At 51.7% G+C, this 19,498-nt stretch carries 16 protein-coding genes and 1 tRNA gene; all 17 read right to left on the reverse strand.

All coding sequences use genetic code 11. The annotated features are described in order from the left end of the window. Nucleotides 1–304: 304 nt before the first annotated feature. The 17 genes from B1748_RS21535 to B1748_RS21610 all read right to left on the reverse strand — a co-directional run bounded on the left by B1748_RS21535 (nucleotide 305) and on the right by B1748_RS21610 (nucleotide 18,590). Nucleotides 305–1,363, reverse strand: a complete 1,059-nt coding sequence (locus B1748_RS21535; RefSeq protein WP_087570002.1) for a hypothetical protein — start codon at nucleotides 1,361–1,363, stop codon at nucleotides 305–307. Nucleotides 1,364–1,550: 187 nt separating this feature from the next. Beyond that, entirely contained in the window at nucleotides 1,551–1,703 is a 153-nt protein-coding gene (locus B1748_RS21540; protein WP_087570003.1) for a small acid-soluble spore protein P, read from the reverse strand. Between the two features lie 47 nt (nucleotides 1,704–1,750). Continuing rightward, nucleotides 1,751–1,927, reverse strand: coding sequence for a hypothetical protein (locus tag B1748_RS36960; RefSeq protein WP_179215728.1), 177 nt, complete (start codon nucleotides 1,925–1,927; stop codon nucleotides 1,751–1,753). A gap of 12 nt (nucleotides 1,928–1,939) precedes the next feature. Beyond that, nucleotides 1,940–2,287, reverse strand: coding sequence for a hypothetical protein (locus B1748_RS21545; protein ID WP_087570004.1), 348 nt, complete (start codon nucleotides 2,285–2,287; stop codon nucleotides 1,940–1,942). Between the two features lie 128 nt (nucleotides 2,288–2,415). Then, nucleotides 2,416–3,753 (reverse strand): sulfatase family protein, encoded by a 1,338-nt coding sequence (locus tag B1748_RS21550; protein WP_087570005.1) that lies wholly within the window; start codon nucleotides 3,751–3,753, stop codon nucleotides 2,416–2,418. 108 nt (nucleotides 3,754–3,861) lie between these two features. Beyond that, nucleotides 3,862–5,463 carry an extracellular solute-binding protein gene (locus B1748_RS21555; RefSeq protein ID WP_087570006.1) on the reverse strand — a complete coding sequence of 534 codons (1,602 nt, stop codon included), beginning with the start codon at nucleotides 5,461–5,463 and terminating at the stop codon, nucleotides 3,862–3,864. Between the two features lie 46 nt (nucleotides 5,464–5,509). Next, nucleotides 5,510–6,403 (reverse strand): carbohydrate ABC transporter permease, encoded by an 894-nt coding sequence (locus B1748_RS21560; protein WP_087570007.1) that lies wholly within the window; start codon nucleotides 6,401–6,403, stop codon nucleotides 5,510–5,512. 13 nt (nucleotides 6,404–6,416) lie between these two features. Next, nucleotides 6,417–7,310, reverse strand: coding sequence for an ABC transporter permease (locus B1748_RS21565; protein ID WP_087570008.1), 894 nt, complete (start codon nucleotides 7,308–7,310; stop codon nucleotides 6,417–6,419). Between the two features lie 137 nt (nucleotides 7,311–7,447). After that, the gene (locus tag B1748_RS21570; RefSeq protein WP_087570009.1) at nucleotides 7,448–9,709 is read right to left on the reverse strand and encodes an AraC family transcriptional regulator; all 2,262 of its coding nucleotides are present in this window, start codon (nucleotides 9,707–9,709) and stop codon (nucleotides 7,448–7,450) included. Nucleotides 9,710–10,549: 840 nt separating this feature from the next. Next, nucleotides 10,550–10,638, reverse strand: a tRNA-Ser gene (locus B1748_RS21575). Nucleotides 10,639–10,826: 188 nt separating this feature from the next. Next, on the reverse strand, nucleotides 10,827–12,107 hold the full coding sequence (gene serS, locus B1748_RS21580; protein WP_087570010.1) for a serine--tRNA ligase: 1,281 nt from the start codon (nucleotides 12,105–12,107) through the stop codon (nucleotides 10,827–10,829). Between the two features lie 40 nt (nucleotides 12,108–12,147). After that, nucleotides 12,148–12,738 carry a pyridoxal 5'-phosphate synthase glutaminase subunit PdxT gene (gene pdxT, locus B1748_RS21585; protein ID WP_087570011.1) on the reverse strand — a complete coding sequence of 197 codons (591 nt, stop codon included), beginning with the start codon at nucleotides 12,736–12,738 and terminating at the stop codon, nucleotides 12,148–12,150. Between the two features lie 102 nt (nucleotides 12,739–12,840). Next, complete coding sequence (gene pdxS / locus B1748_RS21590) at nucleotides 12,841–13,725, reverse strand: pyridoxal 5'-phosphate synthase lyase subunit PdxS (protein ID WP_218781650.1); 885 nt, start codon at nucleotides 13,723–13,725, stop codon at nucleotides 12,841–12,843. A 149-nt stretch (nucleotides 13,726–13,874) separates the two neighbouring features. Continuing rightward, on the reverse strand, nucleotides 13,875–15,164 hold the full coding sequence (locus B1748_RS21595) for a D-alanyl-D-alanine carboxypeptidase family protein (protein ID WP_087570013.1): 1,290 nt from the start codon (nucleotides 15,162–15,164) through the stop codon (nucleotides 13,875–13,877). A gap of 265 nt (nucleotides 15,165–15,429) precedes the next feature. After that, nucleotides 15,430–16,887, reverse strand: a complete 1,458-nt coding sequence (gene guaB, locus B1748_RS21600) for an IMP dehydrogenase (RefSeq protein ID WP_087570014.1) — start codon at nucleotides 16,885–16,887, stop codon at nucleotides 15,430–15,432. Between the two features lie 143 nt (nucleotides 16,888–17,030). Further along, nucleotides 17,031–18,245, reverse strand: coding sequence for a GNAT family N-acetyltransferase (locus B1748_RS21605; RefSeq protein WP_087570015.1), 1,215 nt, complete (start codon nucleotides 18,243–18,245; stop codon nucleotides 17,031–17,033). A 36-nt stretch (nucleotides 18,246–18,281) separates the two neighbouring features. Then, nucleotides 18,282–18,590 (reverse strand): hypothetical protein, encoded by a 309-nt coding sequence (locus tag B1748_RS21610; RefSeq protein ID WP_087570016.1) that lies wholly within the window; start codon nucleotides 18,588–18,590, stop codon nucleotides 18,282–18,284. Nucleotides 18,591–19,498: the final 908 nt, after the last annotated feature.

The following is a 19,498-nucleotide window of genomic DNA, read 5'->3' on the forward strand; positions in this document are numbered from 1 at the left end:
CAGTCTATTATAAAAGATAATAGAACTTTATTAGCGGGACTATATATCCATTTTCAAGAAAAGGACCTTTTGGACTAAAGACAGACGTTCGACCCGCTTAATTGGGTCTATTTTCCTATACGCAACAAGATGAGCAGGCTGCCGTCTTTTGGCGGGTCTACTGCAAAGTTACTCCGGCGTGCGCTGTAACCCGATTTTTCGGGTTGCTGGAGCAAGAATCCCCCGTACGACAAAAAAAGCCGTTTCACGAGGAAACGACTTTTTTCAACTCTTCACGATGAATTTCGATTGATTGCTTCTCGTCTTACAGGCCAGCCGGAGCTCCGAATAAGCCCATCAGTTGCTCAAGCGTCACCGTATCGGTCGGCAATGCCTCGAACTCCTGCTTCTTGCCGATGTCCGAATATTGACCGTTGAACGAAACGCCGAACTTCGCCTTCTGACCGCTCTCCGCATCGTTCACTTCCATGCTGATTTTGCCGCTCTGATACACCATGTAATCATCCTTGATCGCGCCTGTCATCTCCAGCGTATTCACCTTCAGATCGTTCTGGAGAAGGTTAAGCAGCTCCGTCTTGTTCGTCTCCCAATCTGCCTTAGCCTGCTCCAAGTCGGTCTTCTGCACTTGCAGTGCCTCCAGCGCGCCTTCGTTGGCCAGCAGAATATCAAGCACCTTCGGCAGCACGTCGTTCACGATCGTCTCTACCGTCTGCGGATAATTCTCTTCTGTAATCGCGAACTTGACGACTTGATCCGCCTTCACGCCTTCCGGCAAGCCGGCATCCGCCGCTTTTACTTCGCTGAAGTAGGTCTTCTCATCGAAGCTGTCCAGCAGCGTCTTGGACAGATCCTGAATCAGCTTCTGTTGGGCGGCAGGATCCATGTTTATTTCCGCACCTTGCTGCTCAGCCAGCTCCTTCAAGTCGATGGCCACATACTTGCCTTTGGTCTCCTCAGGCAGTGGAAGCATCGGAATCTCCGGCGGCTTCACGTACAGCATCTCTTTGGTCATAATCATCGGAATCGCGAGCTTCATCTCCATCATGCCCGGCAGCACGAATTCCATATTCATATCTATGCGCATGGGCTCTTTCGCGTAGGTGGCATCCACCTTAATCGTCGCGTCCTGGAACATGCCCGTCAGGCTGGCAACAGGCAGGCCGCTGGCCTCCGCTTCAGGAATCGATGGCAGCTCCAGCTCGTCAAGCTGGATGTTCATCGACATCTTGAAGGCATCCGCCTCCGTCGTTTTGGCCATTGCTGCCTGCATGGCCGCTTTCGGCGGCGCACTGTTCGAGCAGCCTGCCACGATCAATGTAAGAATTAGAAGTGCAGTAAATCCCATTCGTTGTACTAGCTTCATGGTTCCCCTCCGTCTATTTTTTTCACAGCACCTCCATTCTATACGAAAATTGGAAGCTTTAGAAGCAAACAGGTCTTAATTCGTTCCCAAGACACTGGGTCAATGGTCGCATAAAGAAATAAAAACCCGATTCGGCAATCATGACCGAACCGGGTTTTTATTTCTTCGATCGTTCCGCAACGCAGCGTTAACCCTGGGGGTTATTATGGCTAACGTGGTTGCGCTGCTTCGTTTTCTTGGAGCCCGAAAGAGGAGCCTGCAGGCTCTCGTCATGGTCTTTCCGATTCTTCTGGTTATGAGGCACGCTATCCGGGTTAGGATAGGAATCCGGCTTGGACATGGTCTGACCTCCTGCAAGGTTGGAATGCCGCTTGCTTGGAACAGGTCCTAGCTTCGCGGATGACTCAAGTCTGACGGCTGATCGAAGTTCAGCGAATCTTGATGCCGCCGATCGTTTTTGTCCTGCTGCAGTTGCTGAGCATGATGGCTGTTTACCGGCTCTGCTTCGAGAGCCTCTACGACGTTGGACAAATTTTTGTCCGCCGAGCCCTTCGATTTGGACATACCCCATCACTCCTATGCATGTGTTAATGACTGCAATGCTTGAGCGCACTCGTGAATATGCCGCTTATAATCATGGATCAATTGCTGAATCGCATCCGGTCTCTCGTCGATCGACACGTTGTCCTTCTCCACGTCGATTAACTCGACAAGCACCTCGCGGCTATCCACATACGTCACCTTGAAATCGAATTCGTACATCGCATGCCCTGCCGAATGAATCGTTACGCGCAATGCTGTCGCGTCCGACTCGTCCCTATGCACCTCGCAGCGATCGGAAGCATTCATCGTCTCCGGAAGCGTGCGGCTCCAAGCGTCCGCCAGCTGCTGCGGATCCATGCGAAGCTGGTCTGATTTGGCCATTGTGATCTAACACCTCCACACTCGTTAAGATGCGAAGGAACATCCCCTTTTATCCGCTGCCGCCATACAAAAAAACCGTCCAGCCGCAAAGGCTGAGACGGTTGGAGTAAACTCCAGATAAGCACGCATTAATCCGGCAATGTAAAACTGTCTCCCGTCTCTCGAATCCATGCGGCGAGACGTTCGTTTAATTCCCGTCGTTTGTTACGGTATTGGGCCTGAAAAACGAGGTTGACTTGCTCGTACGGGTCTTCGTTCAAGTTATACAGCATGATAGCGTGTCCCTCCGCACAGACGTATTTCCATCCGTCCCGGGTCGTCACGCCCCGCCACGGTTCCGCAGCCGATTCCCTGGCATCCAGACATTGCAGGAAAGCGGAATCCGGCTCTGCGGAAGGCGTGCGCCAACTCAACCGATAATGGGAATAATCCGTCCCTTGCATCCAGTCCGGCTTCTCGATGCCGCATAATCCCAATGTAGTAGGCGCAATATCAACATGATTAACAGGAGCCGTGACGTTCCCATTGCGCCGCCCTTCATAATGCGGCTGTTCGCCGCTAATAATAAACGGAACGCGAATGGATTCCTCATAGGGTACTACCTTGCCCTCGCAGCCGTGCGAGCCGTGCATATCCCCATGATCGCTAAAAAAGATAATATGCGTATTAAACGCAAGCCCCGCATCGAACAATGCCTGGCGCACCCTGCCCACATTCCAGTCCAAATTTTCGATCATCGCGTAGTAGCCGGGCAACGTGGATCGCGCGGAATGCTCGATATGTGGAATCGACGGCACATTGGAACGCAGCTTCACATTGGCGTAGGAGTGGTTTCGCATCGTTCCCTCAGGCGCATAATAAGGGTTATGCGGCGGCTGTACCGACAAGACAGCGAAAAATGGAGTGCCGTTGCCCGCTTCTTCCTCTTTGCCCCGCTCCATAATATAGTCGATAAACAGGTTCGTCATCTCATCGGTCTCGAAACCTGGTAATCTGTAATGAAAAGCGGAGTCGCCTTCGCCTCCGTGCACCCAACAATCGTATTGGCTATTATTGTTCTCATAGCCGATCCAATGCTGGAACCCGCCGCGTCGCGCCGGGGGAACAATGTGATGGGAGGCGCGCCCATCGCGCTCGTCGAACCCGTCCAGATGCCATTTGCCAAAATACGCCGTCTTGTACCCCGCATCATTAAACACATTGGCGATGGTCGGCTGCTCCGGCGGCATTTGCGCCTGATGGGCAGGGACACAGGCATGAGGATAGAGGCTTGTCAAAAGCGATCCGCGTGTAGGGCAGCATAGCGGGTAGCCCGATACTGCCCTCGTAAAGTTGACGCCCGTACCTGCAAGCGCGTCAATATTCGGCGTATGCACATTGGGGTCGCCATTGCAGCTTAATGCCTGCGCCCTGTGTTGGTCGCCAAAAACCCAAATCACGTTCGGTTTCGATGCAGAATGAGTCATGTGTAACCAACCTTCTTCCTGTTTTCAATTGGATGCGGCTGCTTTTTTCGTCACGTTTGACAGACCCGCCGGCGCCTATAGCCCTGATAGCTGTTCAAGATAGTTGTTTTATTGATTCCAACGGTCATAGGCCGCTTGATATAACGCTATCAGATCTTCGATTCCCATACGTTTCAAGGTTGAGACATATTCCTCCCATTTGTCGAACGACGCTCTGCCCACGATAAATTGGGCTTCCATCTGCTTGTAATACGTTTCGATGTCCGTTTGCAGCGCGCTAACCCGTGTCTGTTCCTCCGGCGTAAAGTATACGGTCGGGAAAGGACTTTTCAAGTAGGGCTCCAGCAATTGCGGCTGACGGTCAAAGTAACGCTCATCCTCCGCATTTTTCTTCAGAATAATATCTTCTCTCCTATGCTGTGGCGGAGCGGTACCCGGATCAGGCGTAGCTTGTCCTCTCTCCTGCTCGGAGCCAAGGAATACCCAACGCGTTTTCTCTGCGTCAACCCACTCCCAGTTCTCGCCTTCCACTCCCTGGAATATCGTATATGCGCCTTCCTCCGAATACAAATAGTCGACCCAACGCATCGTCGCTTCCGGATGTTTGTTTTTGTTCGTAATGGCAAAGGTACCCCTCGTAATGGTGTTGTTTTTCTTCGCCAGCGGCGTGTCGTTAAACGGACTGGTGAGCGGCGGCAGAACCCGATTATTAATAATTTCCTCTACATTTGTCTGACCAAGCGGTATCGATGGCAGCGCATAAGGAAACATGCCGTAGCCAACCTCGGCGCCTTTGGCATTAAACTCCTGAGCGGTATGCGTCATCACTTCCTGATCGAGCAGCTTTTCCGTGTAGAGTCGGTTCATAAAACGCAAATACTCCCGGAATCCATCTTCCATCAAGGCATAGCTGACCTTGTCATCCTCCACATAAAAACCTTGCTCCTCCACCAGGCCGAATGCCGGCAAGAAGTTATGACGGAGCGTCATCAGATCGGTGGCGGACACCGGAATTTCGTCAGCCTTGCCGTTGTCGTTCGGATCCTCTTTCTTAAAGCGGATAAGCAAATCGACCAGTTCATCGGTTGTCTTCGGAAGAGTAGTCACCTTCAGCTTATCTATCCATTTGCCGTTTATCCACAGCATCGGGTTGACTTGCGCGCGCGGCGCGTCGAAAATCATCGGCAACGCATAGATATGGCCATCCGGCGTCGTAATGCTTTTGCGAATCTCCGGGCGTTCGTCCATAATCGCTTTCAAATTGGGGGCATACTGATCAATCAAATCCTCAAGCGGCACCAAAATGCCCTGGCTGCCATAGTTCACTTCCTCCAGCGCCGTCAATCCCGCAGAGAAAAATACATCCGGCAGCTCCATGCTGGCAAATACCAGATTTTTTTTGTCGGCGTAACCGCTTGCCGGAGGCGTATCGAATTCAAAATGAATATTCGTTTTTTCTTCCATATATTTAAAGAAGTTCATGTCTTTCCATTCCGCATGGATAGCCGCTTTCGGCCCCATCATCTTTAAGGTGATCGGCTCGTTTACGATCGGATAACCGGTTTGTTGCAAATTTTCCTGCGGTTGATTGGCGGCGCTTCCGGCTCCATCCGCACTGCCTCCCGTCGAACCTGTTCCGTCAGGCGTATTCTGGGCACAGCCCGCCAGTATCATCGTTCCGGCAATCGTCATTAACAGCAGCTTTTTCATTGCAATCGCCCTCCTCTTTTTATTGTTATACCATTTTCACTGCCACTCAGCCCTTAAGCGAGCCGATCAGAATGCCTTTGACAAAAAAACGTTGGATAAAGGGATAGACTAGAAGCAGCGGCAACGCGGACACTACCATCACCGCATATTTAATAATATCCGCAACTTTTGCTTGCTCCGCCAATGTTTTCTCGTCCACGCCGTCCATCATCATCTGCGTCATCATCTCTTGCAGCACCAGGATTTCTCTCAGAAACACTTGCAACGGAAACAGATTGCGGTCAGACAAATAGATCATCGCATTAAAATATTGATTCCAATGTCCCACCGCATAGAACAGCCCCATGACAGCAACAAGCGGCAGCGATAATGGCAGCGCCACTCTAAAGAAGATAACGAAGTGGGATGCCCCGTCAATCTGGGACGCTTCCTCCAGTTCAGATGGGAAATTCATCTGGAAGAAGGTGCGCGATACGATAAGATTCCATACCGCCACGGCGTTCGGCAGCAGAATCGCCCAGACCGTGTTCAGAATATCCAGGTCGCGTACTAGCAAATAAGTGGGGATCAATCCCCCGTTGAAAAACATCGTAAACACAAACAACGCCATGGCCACATTTTTGGCGGGCACTCCTTTTCTCGAGAGCGCATACGCGCACGGCAGCGTCAGTAACAGGTTAATAAATGTGCCTGCTACCGTATAAAACACCGTATTTCTGTAGCCCACCCAAATATCGCGGTTTTGAAAAACGCGCTGATATCCCTCAAACGTAATTTCCTTCGGCAGCAGCACCACTTGCCCGGAGTTGACAAGCTGCGGATTGCTTATTGAAGCGCTTACGATGTAGACCAACGGATACAGCACGACGACAACTAACACCAATATGAAAATCCGATTGCCCAGCAGAAATAGTTTATCCTGTGCCGTATCAGATATCATGGATCACCCTCCTTTACCAAAGACTCGTTTCCGTCGTTTTCCTGGCGACATAGTTAAAAGTCAGCAGCAACACGAAGTTAATGATGGAGTTAAATAAACCTACAGCAGCAGAAAAGCTGTATTGCGCCTGCAACAAGCCCACCCGATAGACATAGGTCTGAATGACATCGGAGGACGGCAGGTTTAACTCGTTTTGCAGCAAATAAATTTTCTCGAAGCCTATCGTCATAAAGTTGCCCATATTAAGGATGAACAAAATAATGATGGTTGGCGCAATCGCCGGCAAATTGATATGCCATATCCGTTGCAATCTGCTGGCGCCGTCGATCTCCGCTGCTTCATGCTGACTCGGATCGATACCGGACAATGCAGCCAAATAAATGATCGCGCCCCAGCCCAGGTTTTGCCACTCGCCGGACAGGACAAAAATCGACTTGAACCAGCTCGGTTCCATCAGGAAAGGAATCGGCTTCATGCCCAACTGGTTCAGCAAATTGTTTACAATGCCGGTAGAAGGGTTCAAAAATGTGATGATCATGCCGGACATTACAACGGTAGAGATAAAATGCGGCGCATACGTAACCGTTTGCACAAATCGCTTGTAACGAATCGAACTCAGTTCGTTAAAGGATAACGCTACAATAATTGATACCGGAAACAGCACAAGCTGGTATACGTTGATCTCCAGCGTATTTTTAAGCAAGGTCCAGAAGTGAAAGCTGCGGAAGAACCGCTGGAACTGCTCGAAAAATACCCATTCGCTCCCCCATATGCCCTTGGTAGCAACATAATTTTTGAAGGCGATCTGCACGCCATACATCGGATAATAATGAAACACGAGAAAATAGATTACCGTCGGTATTATAAACAAATACAGTTGCCAATATTTCTGTATGGCTTTAATCATTCCGTCTCACCCCCTTTTCACCGCAAGTATACCGACGGGAGCAAAACAAAGTAAATATGCCGACGACGCCGGGCATATGCATTTCGCACAAAAACACAGAAGCGGCGCGGCGCGGCTTCTGTGTGTCCAAAATCGTATCAATCCGAATGGAGAGTCTCCGGTTTGAACGCATTGCGCTTGCGGTATTCTCCCGGCGTAATACCTTCAAGCTGTTTGAACTTGCGGATAAAACTGGAGGCGTTTAAATAACCGGCATCCTCGATAATCGCATTAATGCTTTTGTTCGTTTGCACCAATTCCCTCTTGATGGCATCCAACCGTAATTTGCCCAAAACTTCCGTAAACGTATCTCCCGAATGCTCCTTGAACAACCTGCCGAAATAGGAGGCTGAAAGATGGACATGCACCGCAGCTTGCTCCAAACTCATATCGGGCGAGTGGTATTGTTCCTTCATATACTGGAGCGCAGTCTGGACCAGCCGATCTTCCCATGTATCCATTCGGACGCGAATCGCTTCGCATACCTCCTGCGTTCGCAGCAGCAGCTCGGTTTCCAACTGCCGAATGTCCCTAAATTCCAACAGGCCCGATACGTCCGTTTCCACCTCGGCTTCCAGCGCTGCTTTGTAGAAAGAGTTTATAATATCGAAGCACAAACTTCTGAGCATCGTAATCGATACTGTGTTTTGCTGCATATATAGAAAAATCGACCTTAACGTTTCCAAGGCAATCTTTTCGTTGCCTTGTTTCAAGCTCTGTATATAAATATCGAGCTCCTTCAACGGATAGCCGTATTTTTTGCTCTGAATTTTTACGGTATTCTCATAAAAAATAACGCTGCCCGTCCCTGCAATTATCCGGTATTCCGAGGCGACAGCAGCCTCAACGAAGGAACGGTTGATCTGCGCCGTATCCTGGCACCATTGCCCGATACTGATGCTGGCCTCCAGCAACAAGGAGTGATGTAGCAGCTGCAAAATACAGGCCGCCGCCGTCTTCTGCGTGTTCGTCGTGGCAGCCGACCGTGACTGGGCGCATACAATAATGCCGATCGCATGGTCATGGGTCAGAGCGATCCCGTAGCCCTTCAGGCCGTCGGTCAGATCCACCTCCGCCAGCAGTTCAATCGCCTGGCCTTTTTTTGCCCGATCCGTCTCTGACACCGTCAGGTAAAACACGCAGTAGTGGTCCCCCGCCAGCATTTGCTCCAAAATCGGTTCGTTCGTTTGTTGCGCGTCATGATATCGTCCGGTCAGCAGACTATAAACAACCTGCTCCTGCAACATATTCCTTTGCTCATGCATTTGCTGCTCCAATTGCCGGTTATTCTGGACAACCGCATCGATGGTTTCCTTAATATGGCCGATTTCATTGGATTGGCCTTTGCCCCAAGACCCTTTGCCCGCAAATATTTTTGCGTATTCCGACAACTCCCGGATCGGCCGATAATTGCGCAGCCCCAAATATAATGCAATGGCCAAACCGGTCAGCACAATGACAATAAGCGCGACAACCATCAGAAACTGAAATTCGGATACTCTGACCAAATATTGTTTGGTCGGCAACACCAACGTATACGCCCATCCCATCCGCTCGGATACAGCCCGGATTATGGAGTAGGAATTGCCTTCATATTCGATTTCGTACATATGCCGTCCGGGCTCCGCCTGTCGCAGCTGATCACTTTCCAGAATCCGGAATCCGCTGCTATTCTGCGAAGCCAGCACCTGATCCTTGTCGTCAGTAATGTACACATACCCTTCCGAGCTGCCTAAAATATTCTCCAATTGCCGCGTCAGCACCGAGCTTTTAATCAGGAATAGGACATTTCCGTAAGCGCTGTCATTTTGAGGCGGAATTGGATATAATACCGCAACCCACTGATTGCCGTCCATACCTTCCACCTTGCCGATCGTCATGGTCAACGGCGCAAAATCCCCGTCCATCTGCGCTTTGAGCTGCGCCGCTTCTTCCGGATTCAGTCCGTAGTTGCGACCAGCCACGGTGCGGAAGGAGCTGACCCCATGCGAGGAATACAGCTTGTCTTCTCCTTTAAAATAAAGATACAACTCCTCCACAATGACGCTATTCGTTTTATGCTTGCGCAACTCCGTAATCCCTTCGGCAATCGAATAGGCATCCTGCGTCAGGAAAAACTTCTTAAGCTTGGGGTCCATCGAGATCCGGGCTGCGATATTGTTCAGCTCTTCAAGCTGCAAATCCATCATATCCTTCGCTTGCCTCAGATTGAAGTAATTGGAGCTATCTATTTCTTCCCTTAGTGTCTTCGTATGATAATAATTAATGGCCGACATGACCAAGACCGGTATAAGCAAGATGACAATATGCGACAACACAAAACTATAGTAGAGCTTTGTTCTTTTGGCTGAGATTTTCATGTATGCCCCCGTCTCTTGACTGCACTTTGATGTCCGTTAAAACTACGCTCCTCTCAAGATTCTCTAATAAAACCGGCGCCCTGTAAATATGCTAACCGAGTAATCCATGTGCCGCAGCCGCTATTTCATTCGATATAAAATTCATACGATACGATATAAATACTCAAAATGGAGCCATAAGCGTTATTAACGCCTATGGACACTAATCAGAGTTACTTTCATCCCAACGCGTTTTTAACGCCTACAGCTGCTCGTTCGCCTACTTTTTGGAGCCATAAGCGTTACTAACGCCTATGGGCGTTAATCAGAGTTACTTCCGGGCCATCGGCGTTTTTAACGCCTACAACTGCTCGTTCGCCTACTTTTTGGAGCCATAGGCGTTATTTACGCCTATGTACGCTACTCAGAGTTACTTTACGGGCCATCAGCGTTTTTAACGCCTACAGATGCTCGTTCGCCTACTTTTTGGAGCCATAGGCGTTATTAACGCCTATGGGCGTTAATCAGAGTTACTTTTTGGTCCATCGGCGTTTTTAACGCCTACAGTTGATCGTTCCTTTGTTCACAACTCTTGGAGTTGCATCATTTCCTATACAATCAAAAAAAGCCCGGACAGCATGCGCGGGCTTTGTATATTTATATACTGGCGGAGAGGATGGGATTCGCTCCGTCGCGCCATGACCGTATAAACGGTCATTGTAATGCGACTATCACGCCGGGGCCTACGAACATGCCTTTGGGCATCTTCGCTTAACGGCCCGTTCGAATCCCATCCCGCGCCAATAGATAAAAAGCCGCCTGAACGAAGACTCGTCCAAGCGGCTGCTATTTTTTATCTACTGGCGGAGAGGATGGGATTCGAACCCATGTGGGCTTGCGCCCTAACGGTTTTCAAGACCGCCCCGTTATGACCGCTTCGGTACCTCTCCACGTATAAGCGTAACAAAAGCTATTGTACCACAGGACAAAATCCATAATCAACTTCTATTTTGCCCCAGTCGTGCATCTGCTACATTCTATCCCCATCAAGGGGCGCCCACGGCGGCAAGACAGCAGCTTCATAACGCTACCCTAACCGCCGAGGCCGCCAAATAAGGGAATAGCCTCGCCTTCTTGCTTAACCGTTCGAAATAACCGCTACGCCGCCCATATAAGGACGAAGCACTTCAGGAATGGCCACCGAGCCGTCAGCCTGCTGATAATTCTCCAGCAACGCCGCTACCGTGCGTCCTACCGCCAAGCCGGAGCCGTTGAGCGTATGCACGAATTCCGGCTTGCTCTTAGGTTCTCTGCGGAACCGAATCGCCGCGCGGCGCGCCTGGAAGTCCTCGAAGTTCGAGCACGAGGAAATTTCGCGGTATGTGTTGGCGCTAGGAATCCATACTTCAAGGTCGTAGGTCTTCGCCGATGTAAAGCCCATATCGCCCGAGCACAGCGTCAGCACGCGGTAAGGCAGTCCCAACAGCTGCAGCACCTTCTCGGCTTCGTTCGTGAGCTTCTCGAGCTCGTCGTAGGAATCCTCGGGTTTTACCAGCTTCACGAGCTCCACCTTGTTGAATTGATGCTGGCGGATCAAACCGCGCGTATCGCGTCCCGCCGCGCCCGCCTCGGATCGGAAGCATGCGCTGTAAGCCACGAAATTTTTCGGCAGATCCTGGATGTCCAGAATCTCGTCGCGGTGAATGTTCGTCACCGGCACTTCGGCCGTCGGGATCAGGTAATATTCCGTATCCTTGATCTTGAACAGGTCCTCCTCGAACTTCGGCAGCTGGCCCGTTCCGATCAGGCTGTCCCGGTTTACGATATAAGGAGGAAGCACTTCCTCGTAGCCGTGCTGGTCGCTGTGCAGATCCATCATAAAGCTGATCAGGGCACGCTCCAGACGAGCGCCGAGACCGCGGTAAAACGTGAACCTTGAGCCGGTTACCTTGCCCGCGCGCTCGAAGTCCAAAATGCCGAGATCGGCGGCGATATCGTAATGGGCTTTGGGCTCGAAGCCGAAGGACGGCAGGTCGCCAATGCGGCGAACTTCCACATTCTCTTCTTCCGAGGCGCCTACCGGCACGCTCTCGTGCGGGATGTTCGGAATGTTCAGCAGGATCTCCTCGACCGCGCTGTCCATCTCGCGAAGCTCCTCGTCGATTGCCTTGATCCGGTCGCCTACCTCGCGCATCTCCAGGATGAGCGCTTCCGCGTCGCCGCCCGACTTCTTCAGCTTCGCAACCTCTGCGGATACGACGTTCCGGCGATTCTTAAGCTGTTCCGTCTCCCCGATCATCTCGCGGCGCTTCACGTCCAGCTCGGTAAAGCCGGCCACGAGCTCAAGCGATGCCCCTCTATTTTTTAAAGCTTGTTCCACCTTGGCCAGGTCGGAACGCAATATTTTAACATCTAACACGTTGTGTTGCTCCCCTCATAAGGAGTAGTCTTGTTTAGAATTAAGCTCTGGAGCCGGCTGCCGCCGCTTCCTTCACCATATCGACGAAGTAAGCGTGCAGGCGGTAGTCGTCCGTCAGCTCGGGGTGGTACGAGGCCGCCAGCAGCGTGCCTTGTCTTGCTGTTACGATCTCGCCGTTGTACGTCGACAGCACGTCGACCTCCGGTCCGACCGACTTGATGAGCGGGGCGCGAATGAAGACGGCGCGTACCGTCTCGTCGATTCCCTTAACGGGAAGATCCGTCTCGAAGCTCTCGCGCTGACGGCCGAACGCATTGCGCGCTACCGTCATATCCATCAGTCTGAGATGGGCTTCTTCTTGTCCTTCAATGACATCCGCCAGCACGATGAGTCCCGCGCAAGTGCCGAACACGGGCTTGCCTTGCGCAGAGAAGGAGCGGATCGCATCCATGAAACCATACTTCCGCATCAGCTTGCCGATCGTCGTGCTTTCTCCACCCGGAATGACGAGGCCCTGCAGCTCGTCCAACTCCTGGGCGCGCTTGACGGCCACCGCTTCCGCGCCCGCCGCCTTCAGACTGCGTATATGTTCCGCTACAGCTCCCTGCAGCGCTAGTACGCCGATTTTCATCACTTTCTTCGCCTTCCTTTTAGAGGTTGTTCAAAAAATCCGCTTTTTGAACTCGCACTTTTATAGAACCAGCCAAGCCTGATGGCTTGGCCGGTTACAGTATTAAATTCCGCGATCCTGCATACGGGATGCAGCATCCAGCTTGGAGATCTCAATGCCCTTCATCGGCGTGCCCAGATTCTTGGACACTTCCGCGATCAGCTTGTAGTCCTGGTAGTGAGTCGTTGCCTCGACGATCGCGCGAGCGAACTTCTCGGGGCTGTCGGACTTAAAGATACCGGAGCCTACGAATACGCCGTCAGCGCCCAGCTCCATCATCAGAGCCGCATCGGATGGCGTCGCTACGCCGCCTGCGGCGAAGTTAACGACCGGCAGCTTGCCGCTCTCGTGTACGCCGAGCAGAAGCTCGTAAGGAACGCCCAGCACTTTCGCCTCGTGGTACAGCTCGTCCTTCGACAGGGCTTGTACTTTGCGGATTTGACCGTTGATCAGACGAAGATGGCGAACAGCTTCTACGATATTGCCTGTTCCCGGCTCACCCTTCGTACGAAGCATAGCCGCTCCTTCTTGAATACGGCGAAGCGCCTCGCCGAGGTCCTTCGCTCCGCATACGAACGGAATCGTGAATTCGTTTTTGCTGATGTGGAACACTTCGTCGGCAGGAGTCAGTACTTCGCTCTCGTCGATGTAGTCTACGCCCATCGATTCCAGTACTCTTGCTTCTACGATGTGACCGATCCGCGCCTTCGCCATGACCGGAATAGAAACAACTTTCATAACCTCTTCTACGATGGTCGGGTCAGCCATACGGGCTACGCCGCCGGCTGCGCGAATATCCGAAGGTACGCGCTCAAGCGCCATGACTGCCGTAGCGCCGGCCGCTTCCGCGACCTTAGCTTGCTCGGCGTTCATGACGTCCATGATAACGCCGCCTTTTTGCATCTCTGCCATACCGCGCTTAACGCGCGAAGTGCCTGTTTCCATCAGTTTTCTTCCTCCTATTTGTCATCCTTGCCGGATGTATGATGCCGAAGCGTACTAACCATTTATTTTACAGGAATGCCGATCAATCGACAAGCTTTTATTCCTTGCCAGCGGGTCGGATTAAGCCCTGTCCAGGAGACAAGCCTCGTTCATTAGAACAGATCCAGAATGCTGTTGAACAAATTCGCGAAAAACTCGCCGATTGCACGGAAGAACAGCTTAAACCAGCCCGCCTTCTCGGCCTCTTCCGCCGTAATCAGATTAACCGTATAATTCAGGTCGTTGCCCGTCAGCTTATCCTTGTACGTGTACGTCACCGTGCCGACCTTAGTCCCGGCGGCGATCGGCGCCACCAGCTCGCTCTCCGGCGTCAGCTCCGACTTCGTCATGGCAATCTCGGCCTCTACGCCCTTCTGCACCATAAACGTAATGTCCTTCTCCGTCACGACAGGGATCGACTTCTGCACGCCCTTCTTAATCTTGACCGTTTCGATCGTTTCTACCACCGACTTGGGAGGAAGCACCGTCTTCTTTTCGAAAGTGGCAAACGCGTAATTGTACAGCTTCGCCGTCTCATAGAACCGCGTGTTCTTCGTGCTTGTATCCATAACAACGCTGATATAGCGCATATCGCCGCGCTTTACCGTGCCTGTAAAGTTATAACCCGCCGCATTGATAAAGCCGGTCTTCATGCCGTCCACGCCTTCATACGCCAGGCTCTTGAAGCTTGGCACATTGACGTTGGATCCCAGCATATAGTTAATATTGATCATCGGATCCTTATCGCGCTCACGGAACTTGTAGCTCTGCATGCTGGAGAATTCCAGAAACTCCGGATGATCGAGCAAAATAATGCGCGCGAGCTTCCCGACATCGCTGGCCGACATTACCGTCGTATCCTCGAAGCCCGTCACGCTAGTGAATACGGCGCTGTCGAGACCCAGCTTGTCCGCTGTTTCCTCCATCTTCGCTATGAAAGCTTGCAGACTGCCCGCAATTACCGTAGCTAATGCCTTCGTAGCATCATTGGCCGAACCAACGGCCATAGCCAGATATAATTCCTTTACGGTATGCTGATCGCCCGCGGCCAAATAAATTTGTGATTCGGATGGATGAGTATCGGCAGCCTCAGGACTTACCGTAACCGGTTGATCCCAGGACAGGCGACCCGAAGAGATCTCCTCGAGCACAATATACTCCGTCATGAGCTTAGTCATACTCGCAATCGGCAAAGGTTGATCCGGATTGACCTCGTATAACACCTGGCCCGACTCCGCTTCGATTAAAATAGCGGACTTAACTTGAAGTCCAAGTGAATTTTCCGTGCTTGGCCTATTGTCGAACCCGACGGCAAGCGTCGTGGACGCGCCAAGCGACAACGCCGTGATCCATACTGCAAGGCAAGCAGCGACGACAGACAACAACCGAATCGGCCTTCCCATTACTTTCACACTCGTATCCCCATTTCCCCATTGGTTTATCCGCTCATAATTGTAACATAGGAGAGCGTCATAATTAAACCTCTGTTCAAGCCCGCAGAATGAGGAATCCTTCATCTAAACCGCTATTACAAAAATAAACCAGACAACTCAGCCATAATGGCCAAGCTGCCTGGTTAGAATCCCGTTTGACGGGTGTTCGTAGCAGTTGTAAATACGTTGATGTGCTGACTGTCCTATAACATCGAAGAACGACGATAACCGCCCCTTACAGGGAGTAGTTAGGCGCTTCCTTCGTGATCTGAACGTCATGCGGATGGCTCTCGCGAAGACCGGAGCCTGTAATGCGAACGAACTGCGTATCGTTCTTCAGTTCTTCCAGGGAAGACGTTCCGCAGTAGCCCATGCCGGAACGAAGTCCGCCGAGCAGCTGGTGAACCGTATCGGCAAGCGGTCCTTTGTAAGGGACGCGGCCTTCGATGCCTTCCGGAACAAGCTTGTTCTCGTTCTCTTGGAAGTAACGGTCCTTGCTGCCTTCCTTCATGGCGCCCAGGGAGCCCATGCCGCGGTATACCTTGAAGCTGCGGCCCTGGAAGATCTCCGTCTCGCCCGGGCTCTCGGCCGTGCCTGCAAACAGGCTGCCGATCATGATGGCGCTGGCGCCGGCTGCGATAGCCTTCGTAATATCGCCGGAGTACTTGATGCCGCCGTCCGCGATAATCGGAACGTTGTATTCGCGAGCCACTGTCGCGCAATCATAGATCGCCGTAATTTGAGGTACGCCGATACCCGCGATGACGCGAGTCGTACAGATGGAGCCCGGCCCGATGCCAACCTTGACCACGGATGCGCCGGCTTCGATCAGGTCGCGAGTCGCTTCGCCAGTGGCCACGTTACCCGCAATGATCGTCAGATCCGGGTATTGGGCACGCAGCTTGCGTACCGCTTCAAGAATATTAATATGATGGCCGTGAGCCGAGTCGACTACGAGAACGTCGATGCCCGCGTTCACAAGCGCTTCTGCGCGATCCATCGTGTCCTTGGAGATACCGACAGCTGCGCCGCACAGCAATCTGCCATGCGAATCTTTCGCCGCGTTAGGGAACTGGATCGCCTTCTCGATATCCTTAATCGTAATAAGACCCTTCAGCGTGTTCTCCTCGTCCACGAGAGGAAGCTTCTCGATCTTATGCTTCTGCAGAATGCCTTCCGCCTCTTGCAGTGTTGTTCCGACTGGCGCTGTCACAAGGTTCTCGCGGGTCATCACATCGCTGATCTTGATGGAATAATCATGAACAAAGCGCAGATCCCTGTTCGTCAAAATGCCGACAAGCTTCTTGTCTGCATCGACGATCGGCACGCCGGAGATCCGGTATTTGCCCATAAGCTCCTCCGCATCGTACACATGATGATCGGGAGTCAGAGAGAACGGATTCGTGATAACGCCGCTCTCCGAGCGCTTAACGCGATCTACCTCTTCCGCTTGCTGTGCTACGGACATATTCTTATGAATAATACCGATTCCGCCTTCACGAGCGATCGCAATCGCCAAAGCAGCTTCCGTAACGGTATCCATGCCTGCGCTGATGAGCGGGATGTTAAGCTTGATTCCTGCGCTTAACCGAGCGGAGATGTTGACTTCTCTAGGCAGTACCTCTGATTTGCGCGGAACAAGCAATACGTCGTCGAACGTAAGCCCTTCTTTAGCGAATTTCGTTTCCCACACGAGTAATTTCCTCCCTTATTTTCAGTGCCTCTCAAATATATTATTGCAATATTAGCAGAGGGGGTAGGGGCTGTCAAGGCTCGTCAGGAGGCGATAAATCCCACTATTCCACTCATCTTCCGAATACGGAAAGTTCTCAATCTTCAGAAATAATCCGGAAGATACGTTGTTCGTTCGGGTATTCTGGCTTGTAAGCGATTTATTGTATCTGCCGATCCATGTATGCGCTTGGAACCCGATAATTCCGCCCCAGTTCGGTAGCTTAACAGCAGCATCGCAAGAGCTCCGATTCCGATCCTGATCAGGCCCTTTTCCGATTGTTCCCCTACCATTCCCTCTGCTTCGCCTCTTGTCGCATCGTTCAGTGTCGCCTGTCCTGTCTCGTCGATGACAAGCTCGAAGGTCCCTTCGTTCCAAGAAGCCTGCTTGTCCGTGATCTCCAGCGTCACCCGTATCGACTCTTCGCCCGGCACGAACGGATATTGTTCGACGAATCCCCTCAGGTCCACGATCCGCGCCATAAAATACGGCACAACCTCCTGCTTGATCCTCGGATTGGGCAGCAGATCGATCAAATGGTCGTCGATCGGTGCTTGCAGCGTCACTTTGTCGATCATGGAGTCATGCTGGGCAATAAAACTCCATAGCGCATCTCTCGCTTCGTCGTTTAAGCAGATCAGCTCTTTGATCTTCAGCTCCTTGTTCGCGACCGAATAGATGAGATACCCTTGAACGCTGTCGGCTCCATCTCGATAGATAACTCTTTTGGTTGGATTCTGAACGTTGATCCGGTGCTTCCACCACTTCTCGTCTCGCTTGAGCGAGCCGTTGTATCGGGCAGCGTAGCACTCATACACCTCGTAAAGGAGCTCGTTGCCGTTCACGCGTTCCACCCGTCCGGGACTTACGAGACGTGGCGGCAGCTGGTTCGGCAGCAATGTGTATGACTTGTACTCCGTGTATATCTCCCAGCCGAACTTCCGGTAGAAGCCGAATTCGAACGGATGCAGAAAGGAAATCGTCTGCCCCTTCTCCTTCATCGCTTCCAGCGAATGCAGCAGCAGCTTGCCGACGAAGCCCTGCCGACGATACTCCGGCCAAGTCGCGACACCTGCGAGTCCTCCCATCGCGAATGGCTTGCCTGCTATATAGGTATGCAGCTCCAGCACCGTTGCCTGTGCGGCAATGGCATCGTCAACGTAAACGGCCCAGCGGTCTGAGGGCTGGTCTTCCACTCTTTCCCTCGCTGCTTCCAGCTCTTGCTCCGAGCGTACATATTGAAACGCAAATTGCGACAGCTCCATGCTCTCATCAAAGCGATCCGAACCGAGTCGTTCAATCCGTACTTCCTGTTCCATCCCAGTCCCTCCATCTATGTAAAGTTCAACTACTCGCTAATGTAACATGCCGAAGTCCGTATCGCAATTGGGCTCTTGAGGCATGCATGGGCTTTGACCTCGTTCATTAGGGGGAAGTTTAAAATACCAAGCCTTGCTCCTTACCGCAAAAGAAAATTCCTGCGCTACCGACTCGTCTACCCATTTGTAGCCGACCATTACGTCAATGGGATCAAACTGGCTTTTCTCAGGATCGGCAGGCAATTCGTATCTTCTAAATATTAATTCGGCGCTTCCTCCCCGGAATGTGATGTCTATGGTATGAGGTGCTTGTGCGTTATCAATCAACCGGCCTTTACGAGTCATTATATACTCCTCTAACGTCACCTTCGTGCCGTCCGGACAGTATGTCGGTGGCGCCGACTTATTTGCAGAAAATGGTGCGGTTGAAGCTCAGTAAGTCGGTGGCGCCGACTTAATTGCGGAAAATGATGCGGTTGGTGCGCATTACGTCGATCTCACCGACTTATTTAGGAGAAATGGTGCGGTTGAAGCTCAGTAAGTCGGTTGAACCGACTTAATTGCGGAAAATGATGCGGTTGGTGCGCATTACGTCGATCTCACCGACTTATTTAGGAGAAATGGTGCGGTTGGTGCTCAGTAAGTCGGTTGAACCGACTTAATTGCGGAAAATGATGCGGTTGGTGCGCATTACGTCGATCTCACCGACTTATTTAGGAGAAATGGTGCGGTTGGTGCTCAGTAAGTCGGTTGAACCGACTTAATTGCGGAAAATGATGCGGTTGGTGCGCATTACGTCGATCTCACCGACTTATTTAGGAGAAATGGTGCGGTTGGTGCTCAGTAAGTCGGTTGAACCGACTTAATTGCGGAAAATGATGCGGTTGGTGCGCATTACGTCGATCTCACCGACTTATTTAGGAGAAATGGTGCGGTTGGTGCTCAGTAAGTCGGTGGCGCCGACTTATTTGTGGGAAATGGTGCTTTTGGAGTTCACTATGTCGGTCTCGCCGACTTATTTAAGAGAAATGGTGTGTTTGGAGCTCCGTAAATCGGTCTCATCGACTTATTTGCAGAAAATGGTGCATTTGGAGCTCAGTATGCCGGTCTCACCGACATAATTTCGAGTAATCATGGGTTTTGGAGGCCGAATGTCGGTGGCGCCGACATAGGTGAGGGGTTTTTGTGTTTAGTTGATAGGTTGTCGGCGTGAGCGACAACTTCTGCTTGGCGATGTCCATTCCGCACCGGGG

The sequence above is a fragment of the Paenibacillus sp. MY03 genome (genome assembly GCF_002165585.1).
Lineage (GTDB): Bacteria > Bacillota > Bacilli > Paenibacillales > Paenibacillaceae > Pristimantibacillus > Pristimantibacillus agaridevorans.